The 20,331-nt window shown below is 70.1% G+C and carries 18 protein-coding genes and 1 tRNA gene; 11 read left to right on the top strand and 8 right to left on the bottom strand.

The window, feature by feature from the left end:
- Both ACH4S7_RS13060 and ACH4S7_RS13055 read right to left on the bottom strand, forming a co-directional pair.
- Positions 1-1,314: an HTTM domain-containing protein gene (locus ACH4S7_RS13060; RefSeq protein WP_398521192.1), complete on the bottom strand. Its 1,314-nt coding sequence runs from the start codon at positions 1,312-1,314 to the stop codon at positions 1-3.
- A complete protein-coding gene (locus ACH4S7_RS13055) occupies positions 1,311-1,970 on the bottom strand; it encodes a DUF5819 family protein (protein WP_398521191.1) in 660 nt (219 codons plus the stop codon). Before ACH4S7_RS13055 ends, ACH4S7_RS13060 begins: the two co-directional genes overlap by 4 nt.
- A gap of 558 nt (positions 1,971-2,528) precedes the next feature.
- Between ACH4S7_RS13055 and paaA the strand changes: the two genes are divergently transcribed.
- The 6 genes from paaA (at position 2,529) to ACH4S7_RS13025 (ending at position 7,476) form a co-directional block, all read left to right on the top strand.
- A complete protein-coding gene (paaA, locus tag ACH4S7_RS13050) occupies positions 2,529-3,509 on the top strand; it encodes a 1,2-phenylacetyl-CoA epoxidase subunit PaaA (protein WP_398521377.1) in 981 nt (326 codons plus the stop codon).
- Entirely contained in the window at positions 3,506-3,796 is a 291-nt protein-coding gene (paaB, locus tag ACH4S7_RS13045) for a 1,2-phenylacetyl-CoA epoxidase subunit PaaB (protein WP_398521190.1), read from the top strand. Before paaA ends, paaB begins: the two co-directional genes overlap by 4 nt.
- Entirely contained in the window at positions 3,793-4,524 is a 732-nt protein-coding gene (gene paaC / locus ACH4S7_RS13040; RefSeq protein ID WP_398521189.1) for a 1,2-phenylacetyl-CoA epoxidase subunit PaaC, read from the top strand. Before paaB ends, paaC begins: the two co-directional genes overlap by 4 nt.
- A complete protein-coding gene (gene paaD / locus ACH4S7_RS13035; RefSeq protein ID WP_398521188.1) occupies positions 4,518-5,036 on the top strand; it encodes a 1,2-phenylacetyl-CoA epoxidase subunit PaaD in 519 nt (172 codons plus the stop codon). The genes paaC and paaD overlap by 7 nt, the downstream gene beginning before the upstream one ends.
- The gene (locus ACH4S7_RS13030; RefSeq protein WP_398521187.1) at positions 5,037-6,092 is read left to right on the top strand and encodes a 2Fe-2S iron-sulfur cluster-binding protein; all 1,056 of its coding nucleotides are present in this window, start codon (positions 5,037-5,039) and stop codon (positions 6,090-6,092) included.
- Positions 6,093-6,321: 229 nt separating this feature from the next.
- Positions 6,322-7,476 carry an acyl-CoA dehydrogenase family protein gene (locus ACH4S7_RS13025; protein ID WP_398521376.1) on the top strand — a complete coding sequence of 385 codons (1,155 nt, stop codon included), beginning with the start codon at positions 6,322-6,324 and terminating at the stop codon, positions 7,474-7,476.
- Positions 7,477-7,514: 38 nt separating this feature from the next.
- Here ACH4S7_RS13025 and ACH4S7_RS13020 read toward each other — a convergent pair whose 3' ends face one another.
- The 6 genes from ACH4S7_RS13020 to ACH4S7_RS12995 all read right to left on the bottom strand — a co-directional run bounded on the left by ACH4S7_RS13020 (position 7,515) and on the right by ACH4S7_RS12995 (position 13,795).
- Positions 7,515-7,859 (bottom strand): rhodanese-like domain-containing protein, encoded by a 345-nt coding sequence (locus ACH4S7_RS13020; protein WP_398521186.1) that lies wholly within the window; start codon positions 7,857-7,859, stop codon positions 7,515-7,517.
- 81 nt (positions 7,860-7,940) lie between these two features.
- Entirely contained in the window at positions 7,941-8,774 is an 834-nt protein-coding gene (locus tag ACH4S7_RS13015; protein ID WP_398521185.1) for a J domain-containing protein, read from the bottom strand.
- Positions 8,775-8,843: 69 nt separating this feature from the next.
- A complete protein-coding gene (locus tag ACH4S7_RS13010) occupies positions 8,844-10,328 on the bottom strand; it encodes a DUF2252 domain-containing protein (RefSeq protein WP_398521184.1) in 1,485 nt (494 codons plus the stop codon).
- Between the two features lie 458 nt (positions 10,329-10,786).
- Positions 10,787-11,452: a response regulator gene (locus ACH4S7_RS13005; RefSeq protein WP_398521183.1), complete on the bottom strand. Its 666-nt coding sequence runs from the start codon at positions 11,450-11,452 to the stop codon at positions 10,787-10,789.
- A 213-nt stretch (positions 11,453-11,665) separates the two neighbouring features.
- Entirely contained in the window at positions 11,666-13,342 is a 1,677-nt protein-coding gene (locus ACH4S7_RS13000) for a histidine kinase (RefSeq protein WP_398521375.1), read from the bottom strand.
- 369 nt (positions 13,343-13,711) lie between these two features.
- Positions 13,712-13,795 (bottom strand) — tRNA-Leu (locus ACH4S7_RS12995).
- Between the two features lie 467 nt (positions 13,796-14,262).
- Here ACH4S7_RS12995 and ACH4S7_RS12990 point away from each other — a divergent pair.
- From ACH4S7_RS12990 to ACH4S7_RS12970, 5 genes are all read left to right on the top strand, one after another.
- A complete protein-coding gene (locus tag ACH4S7_RS12990; RefSeq protein ID WP_398521182.1) occupies positions 14,263-15,138 on the top strand; it encodes an FhaA domain-containing protein in 876 nt (291 codons plus the stop codon).
- A gap of 10 nt (positions 15,139-15,148) precedes the next feature.
- The gene (locus tag ACH4S7_RS12985) at positions 15,149-15,673 is read left to right on the top strand and encodes an FHA domain-containing protein (RefSeq protein ID WP_398521181.1); all 525 of its coding nucleotides are present in this window, start codon (positions 15,149-15,151) and stop codon (positions 15,671-15,673) included.
- 135 nt (positions 15,674-15,808) lie between these two features.
- The gene (locus ACH4S7_RS12980; protein ID WP_398521180.1) at positions 15,809-17,305 is read left to right on the top strand and encodes a PP2C family protein-serine/threonine phosphatase; all 1,497 of its coding nucleotides are present in this window, start codon (positions 15,809-15,811) and stop codon (positions 17,303-17,305) included.
- Positions 17,306-17,330: 25 nt separating this feature from the next.
- Positions 17,331-18,740: an FtsW/RodA/SpoVE family cell cycle protein gene (locus ACH4S7_RS12975; RefSeq protein ID WP_398521179.1), complete on the top strand. Its 1,410-nt coding sequence runs from the start codon at positions 17,331-17,333 to the stop codon at positions 18,738-18,740.
- Positions 18,737-20,191, top strand: a complete 1,455-nt coding sequence (locus tag ACH4S7_RS12970; RefSeq protein ID WP_398521178.1) for a peptidoglycan D,D-transpeptidase FtsI family protein — start codon at positions 18,737-18,739, stop codon at positions 20,189-20,191. Before ACH4S7_RS12975 ends, ACH4S7_RS12970 begins: the two co-directional genes overlap by 4 nt.
- Positions 20,192-20,331: the final 140 nt, after the last annotated feature.

Below are 20,331 nucleotides of genomic sequence, written 5' to 3'. Positions count from 1 at the left end.
CTACGGTGCGGTGCGCACCCCGCCCGTATCCGGTGACGCCCCCGCCCGCGCCCCTGCTCCGGCCGGCTCGTCCGCGGCCGATCCTTCCGGGGCCGCTCCGTCCGGGGCCGGTTCTTCGGCTCCGTCGGTGGTTCCCCGCCCCCGTGAGAACAGCCGTCGCCCGCCCCGCCCCGTCGTGGCACCGAGCCAGACCAGGAACGCGGTGGGCAGGAAGACCGCATCGGCCGCGATCATCGCGAGCGAGAAGAACGGCAGTCCGAGCAGCAGGGCGATGCCCGCGTGCTCCAGGATCATGATCACGAGCAGGACGTTCTTGACCCGCCGGTTGAAGAGCGTGAACGGGAAGGCGACCTGCACGATGACCGTGCCGTACGTCAGCACCATCACCATCACACCGCCGGACGCCAGCAGATCGGAGAGGGCCGGCCAGGGCGTGAAGTAGTCCAGATGGAGCGGATAGTAGAGCGCCGTGCCGTCCTGCCAGCGCGAACCCTGGATCTTGTACCAGCCCGCGGTGGCGTAGATCAGACAGACCTCCGCCATGATCACCAGGAGTCCGGCGTTGTGGAGGACGTTGGCGAGGGCGTCCAGCAGGACGCGCGGCTCGGACTCCGGCGCGTAGCGGTTCAGCGCCCACCACACCGCCTGCCCCAGCCAGACCGCCCAGAGCAGGAGCAGGATGAGCCAACCGGTCTGGTTCAGGAAGGTGCCGATGAAGAGGACGAGCCCCAGGACGGCCCAGAGCACGGGGCCGACCGTGTCGCGCGCGGGCTCCGGCACCGCGTCGTACGCCTCGTACGTCTCGTCGTCCTGACCGGCCGTCGCCCGTGCCCGCTCCCGTGCGGCCCGTCTGGCGTCGAGGGACCAGACCTGTCCACAGCGGGTGACGACCAGATAGATCGCCATCAGATGGATGACGTTGTCACCGCCGTCGCCCATGAAGATGGAGCGGTTCTGGAGTGACAGCACCCCCACCATGAAGAGCACGGACATGGTGCGGGTCCGCCAGCCGACCATCAACAGGGCGCTGGACAGTACGGCGACGACGTAGACGATCTCGAACCAGGCGCCGTTCTCGGACCACATGAGGGTGGTGAAGGCGTCATTGCCCGAGATGAGTTGACGCGCCATGTCCCAGCCCCACGGCCCCCCGGGACCGTACATCTCATGGCGGTGCGGGATCTCGCGCAGCAGGAAGAACAGCCAGCTCGCGGCGAAACCGATCCTGACGACGGCGGTCTGGTGCGGGCCCAGGGCCGTCGCGGTGATCCGTTGGAAGGCGTCGGCGACCTTGTCACCGAAGGTGTTCTTCACTCGCCCGCTCCCGTGCGTTCCATGCGGCCGTTGTCGACACCGGCGGGCAGATCAGCGGGGGTCACCGTCCACCACGGCAGGACGCGACGGGCGGGGCGGGTGTCGGCCTTCTCATCGCTCCAGGGCGGTGGCGCGATCAGACGGGTCGACGACCTGAGCTGGATGCGCTCGACCGTGCCGCCGAGGTCGTACGTGTTGAGCCGGAGCATCACGATGCGCCGGATGTACCTCTCGGAGAGCTGTCCGCGCGGGCCCGAGGAACGGTTCTTGTCGTCGTGCGAGTTGACGTAGAAGTCCCAGCCCCGGCGCAGTTCGTTCTGGTTGGTGTGGCTGGGGAAGAGGTTGCCGCGTATCGCCTCGCCGTCCTTGGCGGTCAGATTGATCCAGTCGGTGGTCGCGCGGCCGCCGTCCAGGGTTCTGAGGTCGGCCTTCACCTCCACGGCGACGTTCTGCTGAAGCGGATTGGGGGCGAACAGCTTCCAGTTCTGCTCGAACTCGGGGTAGACCCAGGCGTCGACCGCCTTGCCGTACTGCTTGCTCATGGTGTTGGAGGGGGCGACATGCAGAAAGACCATGCCCACGTGGACGGCGGCGACGGCGGACACGAGGGCGAGGGCGGCGGCGAGGACCGCCTGGTACGGGCGCGAGAGCGCCATGATGCCGCGCCCGCCCCGTGGGATCGGGGGCCCGCCCCGCGCGACCTCATCGGGCTGCTCTTCCACCCCATCGGCCGCACCGGGCCCGCCGACCTCACCCGACGCACCCGGCTCAGCTGACCCATCCAGCTCTTTCGGCTCACCCAGCGCTTCCGGCTCTACCGGCTCGCTCTCGGTTCGAGGAGACCGCTCGTTCCCCCGGGGATCCGGTTCCGGTTCCACCCCCGGATTCCGTGCCGATCCGAGTGCCGGCCACCGCGCCGACGCGGGTTCCGGAGCGGGCCGCCCTGCCGAATCTGGTTCCGGATTCAACCGTCCGGGGGGTCGTTTGCGCTGCTCAGAGAGGTCGGGGGTGGATTCGGTGGCGGGTCCGGACGGCTGTGCCGGGATCGTCCCACCGGCCTCTTCGACGTCCCCACCCTCGTAGGAGTCCATCCCGCCCCGATCCCCCGCCGGTACACCTCGGTTATCCACAGGGTTGACACCCTAAGGGCCGCCGACCCACCATTGAAGTCCATGAACCGAACGATCGGTCGGTAGGGGGCCCGGATGACGGCAATGACCGTGAAGACGGCGGAAGCGTACGAGGCGGTGTTCGACGCCACGGTGGCGGCGGACGAGCGTATCGAGCCCCGTGACTGGATGCCGGACGCCTACCGGGCGACCCTGGTCCGCCAAATGGCGCAGCACGCCCACTCCGAGATCATCGGTATGCAGCCCGAGGCCAACTGGATCACCCGGGCCCCCTCGCTGCGCCGCAAGGCGATCCTGATGGCGAAGGTGCAGGACGAGGCGGGACACGGCCTCTATCTGTACAGCGCCGCCGAGACTCTCGGCACCAGCCGCGAAGAGCTGCTCGACAAGCTCCACGCCGGCCGTCAGCGGTACTCCTCGATATTCAACTACCCGACGCTGACCTGGGCCGATGTCGGCGCGATCGGCTGGCTGGTGGACGGCGCCGCGATCACCAACCAGGTCCCGCTCTGCCGCTGCTCCTACGGACCGTACGCCCGCGCGATGGTCCGGATCTGCAAGGAGGAGTCCTTCCACCAGCGCCAGGGGTACGAACTCCTGCTCGCGCTCTCCCGGGGCACCCCCGCCCAGCACGAGATGGCGCAGGACGCGGTCGACCGCTGGTGGTGGCCATCGCTGATGATGTTCGGTCCTCCCGACGACGAATCGTCCCACTCGGCGCAGTCCATGGCCTGGAAGATCAAGCGCCACTCCAACGACGAGCTGCGCCGCCGCTTCGTGGACATCTGCGTCCCCCAGGCCGAAGCGCTGGGCCTGACCCTCCCGGACCCCGACATCCGGTGGGACGAGGAGCGCGGCCGTCATGACTTCGGCGCGATCGACTGGACCGAGTTCCAGGAAGTCCTCAAGGGAAACGGCCCGTGCAACGAAGAGCGGCTCACCCAGCGCCGCCGGGCACACGAGGAGGGCGCCTGGGTCCGCGCGGGCGCCGCGGCCTACGCCGAGAAGCATCAGGTCCCGGGGCCGACGGCCGGGCGCACCGAGCCCCAGGAGGCGACGGCATGAGCGGTTCGACGGACTGGCCGCTGTGGGAGGTCTTCGTGCGCTCCCGCCGCGGTCTCTCGCACACCCACGCGGGCAGCCTGCACGCCCCGGACGCGGAGATGGCCCTGCGCAACGCCCGCGACCTCTACACCCGGCGCGGTGAGGGCGTCTCCCTCTGGGTGGTCCCCTCCACCGCGATCACCGCGTCGTCGCCGGACGAGAAGGACCCGTTCTTCGAGCCGTCGGCCGACAAGCCCTACCGCCACCCGACGTTCTACGAGATCCCGGACGGGGTGAAGCACCTGTGACCACGACGGCGACCGCCGCGGCCCTCGCTCTCGGCGACGACGCGCTGGTGCTCTCGCACCGGCTGGGGGAGTGGGCCGGCCACGCGCCCGTGCTGGAGGAGGAGGTCGCGCTCGCCAACATCGCCCTGGATCTGCTGGGCCAGGCCCGCGTGCTGTACTCCCTCGTCGGTGACGAGGACGAGTTGGCGTATCTGCGGGAGGAGCGCGCCTTCCGCAATCTCCAGCTCGTCGAACAGCCCAACGGCGACTTCGCCCACACCATCGCCCGCCAGCTCTACTTCTCCGTCTACCAGCGTTTGCTGTACGAGCAGTTGGCGGCCGGGGAGAGCGAGTTCGCCCCCCTCGCGGCGAAGGCGGTCAAGGAGGTCGCCTACCACCAGGACCATGCCGAGCAGTGGACCCTGCGCCTCGGGGACGGCACAGCCGAGAGCCATGAGCGGATGGACCGGGCGTGCCGGGCCTTGTGGAAGTTCACCGGTGAGATCTTCCAGCCCCTGACAGGCGCAGAGGGCGCAGCCGGTGCGGTGGACACCACGTCGCTCGAAGCGGCCTGGCTGGAGTCGGTGACCTCCGTCCTGGAGCGGGCGACGCTGACGGTGCCGGACGGCCCTCGGTCGGGCGCCTGGTCGGCCGGGGCGGGCCGGCAGGGAGTGCACACCGAGTCCTTCGGCCGGATGCTGGCCGAGATGCAGCATCTTCACCGCAGCCACCCGGGGGCGTCATGGTGACCGACACACGGCTGGAGGCGGAGCTGCGCGGCCTGGCGGGATCGGTGCCCGATCCGGAGCTCCCGGTGCTGACGCTGGCGGAGTTGGGAGTGCTGCGCGGTGTGCAGATCCTGGGTCCGGGCAGGGTCGAGGTGGAGCTGACCCCGACCTACACCGGCTGCCCGGCGATAGGCGCGATGAGCGCGGACATCGAGCAGGTGCTGCACGACCACGGCATCCCGGATGTCTCGGTCGTCACCGTCCTCTCCCCGGCCTGGTCGACGGATGACATCAGCGCCGAGGGTCGGCGCAAGCTCGCCGAGTTCGGCATCGCCCCGCCCCGGCCGCACCTCGCCGGCGCACCGGACCGCGGCGCGGGCGGCGGACCGGTACCGCTGACGCTCTCCGTGCGCTGCCCGCACTGCGGATCCACCGAGACCGAGCTGCTGAGCCGCTTCTCGTCCACCGCCTGCAAGGCGCTGCGGCGCTGTGTCGACTGCCGTGAACCCTTCGACCACTTCAAGGAGTTGTAGATGTTCCATCCGCTCCGGGTCAGCCGGGTCGATGAGCTCACGGACGACTCGGTCGCCATCACCCTGGCCGTGCCGCCCGAGCTGCGGGACGCGTTCCGGCACACCCCCGGCCAGCACCTCGCCCTGCGCCGGCTGGTGGGTGGCGAAGAGATCCGCCGTACGTACTCAATCTGCGCGCCGGCCTCCCCACCCGGCGTGGATCCGGTACTGCGGGTGGGGATCCGTCTGGTGGACGGCGGCGAATTCTCGACCTTCGCTCTCAAGGAGTTGGCCGTCGGCGACACGGTCGAGGTGATGCCCCCGATGGGCCGTTTCCATCTCGATCCCCGCCAGGGGTACTTCGCGGCGATCGTGGGCGGCAGCGGAATCACCCCGGTGCTGTCGATGGTGACCACGCTGCTGGAGCGGGAGCCGAAGGCCCGTTTCTGCCTGATACGCAGCGACCGCACGGTGGCGTCCACGATGTTCCTGGACGACGTCGCGGACCTCAAGGACCGTTTCCCGGACCGCTTCCAGCTCGTCACCGTGCTCTCCCGGGAGGAACAGCAGTCGGGCCTGCCGTCGGGGCGGCTGGACCGGGAGCGGCTGACCGGCCTGCTGCCGGCCCTGCTCTCCGTGGCGGAGGTGGACGGCTGGTTCCTGTGCGGGCCCTTCGGGCTGGTGAGGGCGGCCGAGACGGCGCTGCGCGGCCTGGGCGTGGACCGGAGCCGCATCCACCAGGAGATCTTCCATGTGGACGACGGCTCGACCACGGTCACCGCCCCGGCCACGGCACCGTCGCACGCCGCGCTCACGGCCACGCTCGACGGCCGTTCCGGAAGCTGGCCCGTCCGGGACGGGGAATCCCTGCTGGAGACGGTGTTGCGGGCCCGCGCGGACGCTCCGTACGCCTGCAAGGGCGGGGTCTGCGGCACCTGCCGGGCGTTCCTGGTCTCGGGCGAGGTGCGGATGGAGCGGAATTTCGCGCTGGAGCCGGAGGAGACCGAAGCGGGCTATGTACTGGCCTGTCAGTCCCGTCCCGCGACGACCGAGGTGGAGCTGGACTTCGACCGCTGAGCCCCCGCACCACGCGCCACACCCATACGCCACTGCTCCACCCACCCCACAGACCCCACCCCACGAGCCACGCCCCGGAGCCACGCACTCCGATCCGTCCGCCACGCACTCCGGGCCCACCCTTCCCGATCGCGCCCATGACTCCGCGCTGTGTTCATTTCCACGCGCGTGGCTTATCTTGACGACCCGTCAGATACGCCATGGCAGCGGCGCGTGGGAGGCCAGGACAGTGGACTTCACCTTCACCGAGGAGCAGCAGGCGGCCGTCGAGGCGGCGAAGGCGGTCTTCTCGCGGGTCACACCCGACGGAGTGCCGAGCCCCGCGCTCACCCCGGGCGCGGTCGCCGACGAGTTCGACCGGCCGCTGTGGGCCGCGCTCGCCGAAGCCGATCTGCTGAGTCTGGTGCTGTCCCCGGAGTACGGCGGGGCGGGGCTCGACGCCCTCGCGCTCTGCCTGGTGCTGCGCGAGTCCGCGAAGGTGCTCGCCCGGGTACCCCTCTTGGAGACGAGCGCGGTCGCCATGGCCGTGGAGCGCTACGGCGCCCCCGAACTGCGCGACGAGATCCTCCCCCGGGTCGGCCGGGGAGAGCTGATGCTCACCGTCGGAGCCCATGGCCGCACCGGACATGACCCCGCCGAGCTGGCCGTCGTCGCCCGCCCGGACGCCGAACACGGTGCCTGGGTGCTCGACGGGGTGCAGACGGCGGTGCCATGGGCCCACTCGGCGGACCTGATCGCCGTGCCCGCCCATCTGGGTGAGGGCCGCGCCGTCCTGGCGCTGGTCCCCCGCGACCAGGAGGGCGTCTCCCACGCCGAGCAGATCTCCACCAGTGGCGAACGCTTCGCCGAAGTGAGCCTGGACGCCGTGCGGATCGACGGCCACCGCCTCATCGACACCGAAGGCGCCTGGGAGTGGCTGCACCGGCTCCTGACCACCGGCACCTGCGCGCTCGCACTCGGTCTGGGCGAGAAGGTGCTCGCGATGACCAGCGAGTACACGGGGAAGCGGGAACAGTTCGGCTTCCCGGTGGCGACCTTCCAGGCGGTCGCCGTGCAGACCGCCGACCGCTATATCGATCTGCGCGCGATGGAGGCGACCCTCTGGCAGGCCGCCTGGCGGCTGACGCCCGCGCGGGGGAGCGCCGGGGTCGGTGGACCGCTACCGGTGGCCGCCGATATCGCCGTGGCGAAGATCTGGGCGGCGGACGGCGTCCGCCGGACGGTCCAGACCGCCCAGCATCTGCACGGTGGTTTCGGCGCTGACACGGATTACGCGCTGCACCGCTATCACGCCTGGGCCAAACAGCTGGAGCTCTCCCTCGGCCCCGCCGCCGCCCACGAGGAGGCCCTCGGCGACCTACTGGCCGCCCACCCCCTCGGCTGACACCGGCCCTGGGCGACGAGTGCCGCGGCGGACGGCTCTCAGATGACCGAGGCCGGACCGGCGTGGTCGGCGACCATCGGCCGGCCGGCACCGTCCCAGGCCAGCATCCCGCCGTCGATGTTCACCGCGTCGATCCCCTGCCGCACCAGATACTGGGTGACCTGGGCGGACCGGCCGCCCACCCGGCACATCACATAGGCCCGGCGCCCGTCCGCCACCGCCTCGGTCACCTCGCCGAACCGGGCCACGAAGTCGCTCATCGGCACATGCAGCGCACCCTCGACATGCCCGGCCGCCCACTCATCGGCCTCCCGGACATCGAGCACCAGACCGTCGGCCGGCACCGCCGCGACATCCACCGAGGGCAGCGGGGCGATATTCATGGGTAAGCCTTCTCTCGTCTATGACAGGGGCTCCACGCGGAGCTGTCCTGACGGCCGGCAGGGCGGCAGCCGCCCAAAAACCTACTCCACGAGCCCGGCAAGCTCGCTCTCCCGCTCGGCGACCTGGGTGAGCAACTGCTCGGCGATCTCCTCCAGCAGCCGATCCGGATCGTCGGGAGCCATCCGGAGCATCGAGCCGATCGCGCTCTCCTCCAGCTCCTTGGCGACCGCGGCCAGCAGCTCCTTGCGCTGCGAGAGCCACTCCAGCCGGGCGTACAGCTCCTCGCTCTCGCTGAGCCGGTACTCGGCCGGGGCGGGCCCCGCGGCCCACTCGTCGAGCAGCTCCCGCAGCACCGTGGCATCGCCGAGCGCGTACGCGGCGTTCACCCGGGTGATGAACTCCTCGCGCCGCGCCCGCTCCGTCTCGTCCTGGGCCAGGTCAGGGTGGGCCTTGCGGGCCAGCTCCCGGTAGAGCTTGCGGGCCTCCTCGCTCGGCCGCACCCGCTTCGGCGTCTGCACCGCCTGGTCGTTGAGCATCGCAGCGGCCTCGGGGGAGAGTCCATCGGCGTCCATCCAGCCGTGGAACAGCTCCTCGACACCGGGCATCGGCATCACGATGGCCCGGGCCTCCTGGGCCTTGCGCAGATCCTCCGGATCGCCGGTGCGGGCCGCCTTGGCCTCGGCGATCTGCGCGTCCAGCTCGTCCAGCCGGGTGTACATCGGGCCGAGCCGCTGGTGGTGCAGCCGGGAGAAGTTCTCCATCTCCACCCGGAACGTCTCCAGCGCGATCTCGAACTCGATCAACGCCTGCTCGGCCGCGCTCACCGCGGTGGCCAGCCGGGCCTCCGGCCGGGTCCGCTCGTCCTGCTCTTCGTCGTTCCGGGTCGTCGGCCCCCCGGGCGCATCCTGGGTCACCCGCCCAGCCTAAGCGCGCTCCGCGCCCGGATGTCACGCACCCGGCCCGATGGCGGGCCGCCAGCCGTGTCATACCCCCAGTTCGGCGGCTATTCGACCGCTCTTGATCGCCGTCAGCAGCTCCGCGTGGTCCTCTTCCGTGCGGTCCGCGTACAGCGTGGCGAAGCGGGCCACCGCCTCATCCAGCTCCTCGCTCTTGCCGCAGTATCCGGCGAGCAGGCGGGGATCGGCGCTGTGGGCGTGGGCCCGCGCGAGCAGCGCACCGGTCATCCGTCCGTAGTCGTCGAGCTGGTCGGGAGTCAGGGCCGCCGGATCCACACTGCCCTTGCGATTCCTGAACTGCCGTACCTGGAAGGGCCGTCCGTCGACCGTCGTCCAGCCGAGCAGGATGTCGCTGACCACCTGCATCCGCTTCTGCCCGCAGATCACCCGGCGCCCCTCGTGCACCGGCTCCGGCGCCTCGAACCCGGCCGCGGCCAGATGCGGCAGCAGCGCCGACGCACGCGCCTCCTTCACCTGGAGCACCAGCGGATCGCCCCGGTGGTCCAGCAGCAGCACCACATACGAGCGAGTGCCAACGCTTCCCGTGCCGACCACCCGGAACGCCACATCGTGGATCTCATAGCGCGCCAGCAGCGGCAGCCGGTCCTCCGAGACCGTCTCCAGATACTGCTCCAGCCCGGCGGCGACCGCCGCGGCCTCCGCGTCGGGCACCCGTCGCAGCACGGGCGCAGCGTCCACGAAGCGGCGCCGCTCACCGACGGCGTCGGTCACCGCCTCGGTCGCCTTGGCCGCGAACCGGGCGCTGGTGTTGTTACGGGCCTTCTCCTGGACCCGCTCCAGGGTGCCGAGCAGATCGCGCGCGTCCGTGTGGGAGACCAGCTCTTCGTCCGGGATGGCGTTCCACGCGTCCAGCGCGGGCAGCTTCGCCAGCAGCCGCATGGTGCGCCGGTAGGCACCCACGGCGTCGAAGGCCGCCGCGCCACAGACCGTCTCGTCCGCGCCCGCCACCCGGCCGGCCAGCACCAGCGAGACCGCGAGCCGCTTGACGTCCCACTCCCAGGGGCCGACGACGGTTTCGTCGAAGTCGTTCAGATCGATGACGAGACGGCCGCGGACATCACCGTAGAGACCGAAATTCGCCGCGTGGGCGTCGCCGCAGATCTGTGCGGCCACCCCGGTGACCGGAGTGCCCACCAGGTCCTGGGCCATCAGACCGGCAGCACCCCGCAGGAAGGAGAACGGCGACGCGGCCATCCTGCCCACCCGGATCGGCGTCAGCTCGGGCACCCGGCCCAGGCTGGACTCCTCGACCGCCTCGACCGCACCCGGCCGGTCCACCGCCAGCACCAGGGAGTCGTGGGACGAGCGCGGCACCCGGTCCCGCAGCGCCTTCCCCTCCTGCTTCGGCGACCGTGCACCCGCCTCCGCGACCACCCGCCGGGCGAAGCCCGGTACCACCGGAATACGCCCGCCGCTCCCGGCCGCACCTCCGGCTCCCGCCGCACCGGCCTCGGTCAGTCCCACTGGCTTCATCGTCTCGGACCCGCCCATGGCGCGCCGCCTCCCCCACTGTCGTACACACGTTCAGCATCGCTCGCCCCCGACCGTACCGCCGCTCCCCGACAGCCGTCTCCCCCTGTGGACAGACGCCGCCGGCGCCCACAAACACCCGCTGCCACGCACGAAGACCGCCGAGCGCGCGCGGCCGGAGAGCGCGCCAACCGCTTGAGGTCTCTCCCTGTGGACAACTCCGTCACCCTCCCGCCGCCAAGGAGACCGGACCCGCCACCGGACCCGCCACCGCCACCGCCACCGCCACCGCCACCGCCCGACGTTTCACGTGAAACAGCCCTCCCAGCAACCAGCCCAACCACCCACCAGTCAGCCCAGCACCCGGCCAGCCCACCACCCAGCCAAGCCGAAACCCGCCCACCCCGCATACCCGCCCACCCCGCATACCCGCCCACCCCGCATACCCAGGCACCCCGCAGACCCCGCCCCCGCCCCTTTCAGGCCCCAAGCCCCGCATCTCGGGCCAGCAGCGCCGCCTGGACCCGGTTCTCACACCCCAGCTTGGCCAGGATCCGACTCACATAGGTCTTCACGGTGGCCTCGCTCATATGCAGCCGCCGCCCCGCCTCCGCGTTGGAGAGCCCCTCCCCGAGCAGTGACAGCACCTCGCACTCCCGCCCACTCAGCCCGGCCACCCGCGTCCGCGCCGCCTCGCCGCGTGCCGCGGCCCGCCCGGAGGCGAACTGATCCACCACATGCCGGGTCGCCCCGGGGGAGAGGTACGCGTCCCCGGCCGCAGCCGCCCGTACCGCTCCGATCAGCTCCGCGGGCGCGGTGTCCTTCAGCAGGAACCCGGCGCCACCGGACTCCAGGGCCCGCAGGACGTTCTCCCGTTCGCCGAAGGTGGTGAGAACGATGACCCGCGCCGCCGGCACGACACGGCGCAGCTCCGCCATCGCGGTCAGCCCGTCCATCACCGGCATCTGGATGTCGAGCAGCACCACATCGGCTCTGTGCGCCCGGACGAGTTCGATCGCTTCCCGCCCGTTCGACGCCTCAGCGACGACCTCGATCTCCCGGTCCGAGGTCAGGATCATCCGGATACCGGCCCTGATCAGCGGCTCGTCGTCGGCGATGACCACCCGAATCGGCGCCCCGGTCATATCCACCCTCGCACTCACCTCATAGCCAACGGCCGCTCACCGGCCGAGCTCTCATCCTGCCGAAACCCCGCCGAAGCCCTGCCAAAGCGCCGCCGAAGCCCTGCCGGATCGAACCGCAGAGACCCGCAGAGACCCGCAGAGATCTACGGAGAACCGCCCGCGACCAATCCGTACGATCCGATCCGATCCGTACGATCCGAACCGGCCCGGCGCCTAGCGGTTGGCGTCGTACGCCTTCTTCTCGATCAGCCTGCCGTCCTTGAAGCAGAACCGGAACACCGGTTCGGCAGTGACACCGTCCCCGAACTCGGACGACATCAGCACCAGACAGTCGGAGCCGGCCGGCTCCTTCGGCCCCTTGTCGCCCAGCCCGGAGGTCGCGAAGGTGTCCCCGCTCGGCAGCCGGTCGCGTATCTCCTTCTCCGCCGCCCCGATCCGCGCCTTCTCGTACTCAGCGGGGTCGATCATGCTCTTCTCCATCGAGCCCCACAGGAAGAAAACCCCGACGGCGACCGCCACCAGCAGTATCAGCCCAGCGGCCACGGCCACTCCGCAGCCCAGCCCGAACCCGCTGACCCTCCCTCTGCGGCCATTCACGTCCAGTTCGCCCATCAACGGCTCACGGGCCCTGACGACGCTCCAGTCCATGGGCGCGGCACCGTCACCGGGGCCGCCCGTCGCGGTCCGGTGCGGGAAGGCGTCATCCACCGGCACGAACCGAGCGGCATCGCCCACCGGCACGAACCGAGCGGCATCGCCCCCTCCGTACGGAAGCACCCCGGCGACCCGGAATCCCCCGCCGTCGACCGGTCCGGCGTGCACCATCCCGCCGACGAGACGCGCCCGCTCCCGCAGGCCGGTGAGTCCGCGTCCGCCGCTGACCGCATCACCAGCGCCCCCGGACGCCGGCCCGCTGACGATCTCGACGACGAACGAGTCCGGCTCGTACCGCAGCTCCACCTCGATCGATGCCCCGGGCGCGTGCTTGTACGCGTTGGTCAGGGCCTCCTGCGCGATCCGGTACGCGGCGTGGTCGGCCGCCGCAGCGAGCGGTCTCGGGTCGCCCGCACGCCGCAGGGCCACGGTGTTTCCCGCCGCCCGCGCGGACGCCACCAGCTCCTCGATCCCCGCCGCGCCCCGCACGGCACGACCCGCCTCGTCGACCTGTCCGGCCGGCGCCTCGACCCCGTCGCGGAGGATCCCGACGACCTCCCGCAGCTCGTGCATCGCGGTCACGGAGGCGTTCCGCAGCACACCGACCCCCTCCCGCTGCCGCGCGGTCAGCTCCGGGTCCACCTCCAGGGCCCCGGTGTGCACCGAGATCAGCGCCAACTGGTGCCCGAGGCTGTCGTGCATGTCCTGGGCGATCCGCTGCCGCTCCAGCAGCCGCGCCTGCCCCGCGACCATCTGCCGCTCCCACAGCAACTGCGTATTGCGCTCCTGGAGCGCGTGCAGCAGGGTCCGCCGCTGGCTCCAGTACCGGCTGACCAGACCCGGCACGACGGCGGTCGCCAGAAAGGACAGAGTGATCAGCAGGGCCAGCAACACCGCCTGCTTCGACCAGGAGAACATCGACCAGGTGCTCAGCAGACTGAGCACGGCGAAGAGGACATAGGCGACACCGAAGGCGGTCAGCGCCCGCCCGACACCCAGGATCCTGCGCCCCGCCGACCAGCCCACGAGCATCAGCAGCGGTACGAAGCCGGCCAGCAGCGCCGACAGCCCGGCCGTGGCGATCAGGGCGGGTACGGGCAGGCGCCGGCGCAGCAGCGACAGCAGCGCCGCTCCGGCCGCCACCGCGAGCAGCAGTAGCCCCTGCACCCCCGCCAGTTGCTCGATCCCGGCCGCCACCAGGGCCATGACCAGCGCGAGCACCAGTTCGACCGCCATCCCGCGCCGCAGGACGGTGATGGAGCCCGGCGCCGACGGCTGGGGCGCCACCAGCCACGCCCAGCCCGTGCGCAGCCCGGCCCAGATCCTCGATGACACGTTCACATCAGCAGACTAGGCAGCCGTCCCGGGCGTTCACGGCCGACTTTCGTCCCGAGCGACAGCGACGAAGGTCGTCCTTCGACCCTCTCCCCGCCGCACGGTGAGCGGGCCGCCCCATACGGTGAGCACTCCCGGCCACCGACCCGAGCGCCCCGGAAACAGCCCGCCAACACCCCCGACCTGAGCCCGAGCACCCGCGGAACACAACGAGAGACGGGCCCCGCCAGAACTTTCGTCCTGGTCGAGACCCGTCTCACGGTTTCTCTGTGCGCGAGGGGGGAGTTGAACCCCCACGCCCTTTCGGGCACTGGAACCTGAATCCAGCGCGTCTGCCTATTCCGCCACCCGCGCATTGGGTGCTGTCGTTCGGTTTCCCACCGGTGTGGTGCGTCTGCCTGGCGACATCGAGAAGATTAGCACGCTGCCCAGGGTGGATTCACATCCGATTGTTTGGCACCGCCACCTCGGGAACAGACGCCGAAGGAGAGCCGGAAACCGCCCACCGGACCGACCAGGAGACCGGCCGCCGACACCCCGGGCACCCGGCGCACCACCGGACACGACACGGAAACGGCGCGCACACCGACGCGCCGGCGGCCCGGAAACGGAAGGGTGGACAGCGAACCGGCAGGGGCCGCCCGCCCCCCGCGCCTCCGCGACGCCCCCTGGGTGCGGGACACTGTCATGAGGCCGCCTCTACGATCCGTGTGAGAGGTGACACTCATCGACGGGGCAGACAAGGGGAACCAGCCGATTTCCCGACGCGTGGATACGATCAGTAAGCAGTATGAGGGCGGCAACGACGGAGGAGGTGCCCGATGGGAGTCATGAAGCGTTTCGAGCAGCGCCTCGAAGGTCTGGTCAACGGCACCTTCGCCAAGGTGTTCAAGTCCGAGGTCCAGCCCGTCGAGATCGCCGGCGCCCTCCAGCGCGAGTGCGACAACAACGCGACGATCTGGAACCGCGAGCGGACCGTCGTCCCCAATGACTTCATCGTGGAGTTGAGCGCGCCCGACTTCGAGCGGCTCAGCCCCTACTCCGGACAGCTCGGCGACGAGCTGGCCGGTCTGGTGCGCGACTACGCCAAGCAGCAGCGCTACACCTTCATGGGCCCCATCAAGGTCCATCTGGAGAAGGCCGACGACCTCGACACCGGTCTGTACCGGGTGCGCAGCCGCACTCTCGCGTCGAGTACGTCACAGTCGCCGGGCGATCCCGGACCGGCGACCCCGCCACCCGGCCCCGCCGCCCCGCCGGCCGGCGGTGGCTACGGCTACCCGCCCCGCGCGGTCGGCGACGGCCCCGCCGGAGCACCTCCCATGCCCGCCTCGCCGCCTCCGGGCGGCCGGCCGAACCTGGCGCCCGTGGGCGACCGGCCCCCCGCTGGCGGGCCGGGACCGCTGCCGAGCACCCAGGTGCGGCGCTGGATCGAGATCAACGGCACCCGCCATCAGATCTCCCGCGCGACGCTGGTGCTGGGCCGCAGCACCGAAGCCGATGTGCGGATCGACGACCCCGGCGTATCGCGCCGGCACTGTGAGATCCGGACCGGAACGCCCTCGACGATCCAGGATCTCGGGTCCACCAACGGCATCGTGGTGGACGGGCAGCACACCACCCGCGCTACGCTCCGCGACGGCTCGCGGATCGTCGTGGGCAGCACCACCATCGTTTACCGGCAAGCCGAAGGGTGAAGCGGGGGCAATGTCAGAGCTGACCCTGACGGTCATGCGGCTGGGTTTCCTAGCCGTTCTGTGGCTGTTCGTGATCGTGGCCGTCCAGGTCATCCGCAGCGATCTGTTCGGCACACGTGTCACACAGCGCGGCTCACGCCGCAATACCGACACGCGTCCGCAACAGACGCGTCAGAACCAGAACCAGAGCGCGGCTCCACCGCCGCAGCGACAGCAGTCGAACAGCCGCCAGCGGCGTGGGGCACCCACCAAGCTGGTGGTCTCCGAGGGGACCCTCACCGGCACCACGGTGGCGCTCCAGGGGCAGACCATCACCCTGGGCCGGGCGCACGACTCCACCATCGTGCTGGACGACGACTACGCGTCCAGCCGACATGCCAGGATCTATCCGGACCGTGACGGTCAGTGGATCGTCGAGGATCTCGGGTCCACCAACGGCACCTATCTGGACCGGACCCGGCTCACCACCCCGACACCGATTCCGCTGGGCGCGCCGATCCGCATCGGCAAGACCGTCATCGAGCTGCGGAAGTAGTAGGACAATGACAGCGCGCGAGCGGAGCGAGCGAGCCGCAGCGGTCCCGACAGCGGACCGGGACGGGCTCCCGACCGGAGGGTGGGCAGTGTGGCTCGAGACCGGCTGTACCCCGATCCGACGGGCGAGGTGCGCATGAGTCTTTCTCTGCGTTTCGCCGCCGGATCGCACAAGGGCATGATCCGGGAGGGCAACGAGGACTCCGGTTACGCCGGCCCCCGGCTGCTCGCCATCGCCGACGGCATGGGCGGTCAGGCCGCGGGCGAGGTCGCCTCGTCGGAGGTCATCTCCACCCTCGTGCCGCTCGACGACGACGTCCCCGGCTCGGACCTCCTCACCTCGCTCGGCACCGCGGTGCAGCGCGCCAACGACCAGCTCCGGCTGATGGTCGAGGAGGACCCGCAGCTGGAGGGCATGGGCACCACGCTCACCGCCCTGCTGTGGACGGGCCAGCGACTCGGTCTGGTCCATGTCGGCGACTCCCGCGCCTATCTGCTCCGGGACGGTCTGCTGACCCAGATCACCCAGGACCACACCTGGGTGCAGCGGCTGGTGGACGAGGGCCGGATCACCGAGGAAGAGGCCACCACCCACCCGCAGCGCTCCCTGCTGATGCGCGCGCTGGGCAGTGGTGACCACGTCGAGCCCGATCTCTCGATCCGTGAGGTCCGCGCCGGCGACCGGTATCTGATCTGCTCCGACGGACTGTCCGGCGTGGTCTCCCACCAGACGATGGAGGAGACCCTCGCCAGCTATCAGGGCCCGCAGGAGACGATCCAGAACCTGATCCAGCTCGCCCTGCGCGGCGGCGGTCCCGACAACATCACCTGCATCGTCGCCGATGTCCTGGACACCGACGCCAACGACACCATGTCCGGGCAGCTCAGTGACATCCCGGTCGTCGTCGGCGCGGTCGCCGAGAACCAGCTCCAGCTGAACGACGGCGGCGCGATGCAGACCCCGGCCGGCCGCGCGGCCGGTCTCGGCCGCCCCGTACCCCCGCAGAACGCCGGCTTCGGCCCGCCCGGTGGCGGCGACGGCAGGGGGTACGACGGCGAACCGCCCGAGGGCGCGTACGGCGCGTACGCCGACACCGACGACTTCGACAAACCGCGCCCCGGCCGCGCCTGGCTGCGGCGGTCGTTCTTCATCGCGCTCGCCCTGGCGGTCGTCGGCGGCGGTCTGTACGCCGGCTACCGCTGGACGCAGACCCAGTACTACGTCGGCACCAAGGGCGGCCACATCGCGCTCTACCAGGGCATCAGCCAGGACCTGGCGTGGGTCTCGCTCTCCGAGGTGGAGCGCGATCACCCCGAGATCGAACTCAAGTACCTGCCGCCCTACCAGCGCAAGCAGGTCGAGTCCACGATCACCCAGAGCAGCATCGGCAAGGCGCGCGCGAAGGTCGACGAGCTCGCCCTGCAGGCCACCGCCTGCAAGAAGGAAGAGCAGCGCCGCGACGCCGCCGAGCGTGCCATCGCCGCACCGCCCGGCGAGGGCGAGGCCGGTGGCACCACCGGCAAGCCCGCCAGCCAGACCACGAAAAAGCCGTCCGCAGCTCCTTCTCCCACTCCGGGCCCGACCCTCTCGGAGGATGAGCAGAAGCTGGCCTCGAACTGCGGAAAGCAGTAATCACCCGTAGGGGGCCTTCTCCAGCATGAGCGTTGTCACCAACACCACCACGATCGGCGCGATCGAAGCACCGAGCCGCCGCAACACCGAGCTGATGATGCTCGCCTTCGCGGTCGCCGTCCCGGTGTTCGCGTACATCAATGTGGGGCTCGCCCTCGACGGGAAGGTGCCCACCGGAGTCCTCGGCTACGGGCTCGGGCTCGGCCTGCTCGCCGGTGTCGCCCACCTGGTGGTGCGGAAGTTCGCCAAGTACGCGGACCCGCTGCTGCTGCCCCTGGCGGTGCTGCTCAACGGCCTCGGACTCGTCCTGATCTGGCGGCTCGACCAGTCACCGCGGATGATCCAGCGCGCCGAGCGGCTCTTCGGTACGTTCTCTCCGGACGCGCCCAAGCAGTTGCTGTACTCGGCGATCGGCATCGCGCTCTTCGTCGCGGTGCTGCTGCTGCTGAAGGATCACCGGATCCTCCAGCGCTACACGTACATCTCGATGGCGGCTTCACTGGTCCTGCTGGCCCTGCCGATGTTCTTCCCCGCCCGTAACGGCGCGAAGATCTGGATCAGCCTGGGCCCGATCAACCTTCAGCCGGGCGAGTTCGCGAAGATCATCATTGCGATCTTCTTCTCCGGCTACCTGATGGTGAAGCGGGACGCGCTGGCGCTCGCCAGCCGCCGGGTGATGGGTCTGTACCTGCCGCGCGGCCGGGACCTCGGACCGATCCTCGTGGTCTGGGCGATGTCCATCCTCATCCTGGTCTTCGAGACCGACCTGGGCACCTCGCTGCTCTTCTTCGGCCTCTTCGTGATCATGCTGTACGTGGCCACCGAGCGGACCAGTTGGATCGTCTTCGGCCTGCTGATGTCCGCGGCCGGCGCGGTCGGCGTCGCCACCTTCGAACCCCATGTGCAGCAACGCGTGGAGTTCTGGCTCAACCCGTTCGCCGACGACACCTGGATCCAGAGCGAGCAGATCGGCCAGGCGCTGATGTCCTTCGGCGCCGGAGGCACCCTGGGCACCGGTCTCGGCCAGGGCAACTCCGACCTGATCGGCTTCGCCGCCAACTCCGACTTCATCCTCTCCACCGTGGGCGAGGAGTTCGGTCTCGCCGGGATGATGGCGTTCCTGCTGATCTACGGCCTGATCGTGGAGCGCGGGGTACGGACGGCGCTCGCCGCCCGCGACCCGTTCGGCAAGCTCCTCGCGATCGGCCTCTCCGGCGCCTTCGCCATCCAGGTCTTCGTGGTCGCGGGAGGCGTGATGGGCCTGATCCCGCTGACCGGTATGACGATGCCGTTCGTCGCGGCCGGTGGCTCGTCGGTGATCGCCAACTGGGCGCTGATCGCCATCCTGATCCGTATCAGCGACACCGCGCGCCGCCCGGCACCCGCGCCCGCCCCCTCCCCCGACGCCGAGATGACCCAGGTGGTCCGACCGTGAACAAGCCCCTGCGCCGGATCGCGATCTTCTGTGGACTGCTCGTCCTCGCCCTGCTGGTGCGCACCAACTGGCTCCAGTACGTCGAGGCCGAAGAGCTGAACGAAAACGACCGGAACCGCCGGATCCTGATCGACCGGTACGCCGGCGAACGCGGCAACATCATCGTCGACGGCAAGCCCATCACCGGCTCCGTCGAGACCGACGACACCGACTTCGCGTTCAAGCGGACCTATCTCGACGGCCCCATGTGGGCGCCGGTGACCGGCTACGCGTCCCAGGCGTTCGGCGCCAACCAGATCGAGAAGCTTGAGGACGGCATCCTCACGGGCAACTCCGACCAGCTCTTCTTCGACCGCACCATGGCGATGTTCACGGGCGACAAGAAGAAGGGCGGCAATGTCGTCACCACCCTGAACGGCGCCGCCCAGAAGGCCGCCTTCAAGGGCCTCGGCAAGAACAAGGGCGCGGTCGCGGCCATCGAGCCCAAGACCGGCAAGATCCTGGCCCTCGCCTCCACCCCGTCGTACGACCCGACCTCCTTCGCCGGCTACAGCGCCACCGACGAGAAGGCATGGAAGTCGCTCGGTGCGGACAAGAACAAGCCGATGCTCAACCGGGCACTGCGCGAGGTGTACCCCCCCGGATCCACCTTCAAGGTGCTGACCGCCGCCGCCGCCCTGGAGCACGGCGCGGTGGACGACATCGAGGCCCCCACGGACACCCCCGAGCCGTACATGCTCCCCAATACGCGCACCCCGATGAAGAACCTGGTGAGCGGGTGCGAGAACGTCAGTCTTCAGAAGGCGCTGGAGATTTCCTGCAACTCCGTCTTCGCCCAGCTCGGTGACAAGGTGGGCCGGGACAAGATGGTGGAGACGGCCGAGAAGTTCGGTTTCAACAACACGGAACTGGACATCCCGGTCCGCGCGGCGGGCTCCGTCTACGACAAGGAGATGGACCGCTCCAGCAATTCGCTCTCCTCGATCGGCCAGTTCAACACGGCGACCACCCCGCTCCAGATGGCCATGGTCACCGCGGCCATCGCCAACGACGGCAAGCTGATGAAGCCGTACATGATCGACCAGCTTGAGGCACCCAATCTCGACGTGATCAAGAAGACCGATCCGCAGGAGATGAGCCGCCCCCTCTCGCAGAAGAACGCCCAGCTCGTTCAGAGGATGATGGAGAACGTCGTCGAGAACGGCAGCGGCAAGGGGTCGCGGATCGACGGCGTCAAGGTCGGCGGCAAGACCGGTACCGCCCAGCACGGCGAGAACAACAGCAAGCGCCCGTACGCCTGGTTCATCTCGTACGCCAAGACGGACAACGGATCACCGGTCGCCGTCGCGGTGATCGTGGAAGACTCGGACGCCGAACGCGAGAACATCACCGGTGGCGGGCTCGCCGGACCGATCGCCAAGAAGGTCATGGAGGCCGTTCTGGAGAAGTGACCCCGGCCAGTGACGCGGATCACGTCCGTCCCTCATACCTGCACATTGCGATACCGGTCGGGTATCAGGTGACGGTCGCGGGCCGATCGGGTGGAGAGTCCCCGGTAGCGTATGCGCGAACAGCACACCGCCGGACTACA

This window comes from Streptomyces sp. NPDC020965 (assembly GCF_044333555.1).
Taxonomy (GTDB): domain Bacteria; phylum Actinomycetota; class Actinomycetes; order Streptomycetales; family Streptomycetaceae; genus Streptomyces.
The sequence above is the reverse complement of the archived record's forward strand: the minus strand, read 5'-3'. Positions and strand labels throughout refer to the sequence as shown.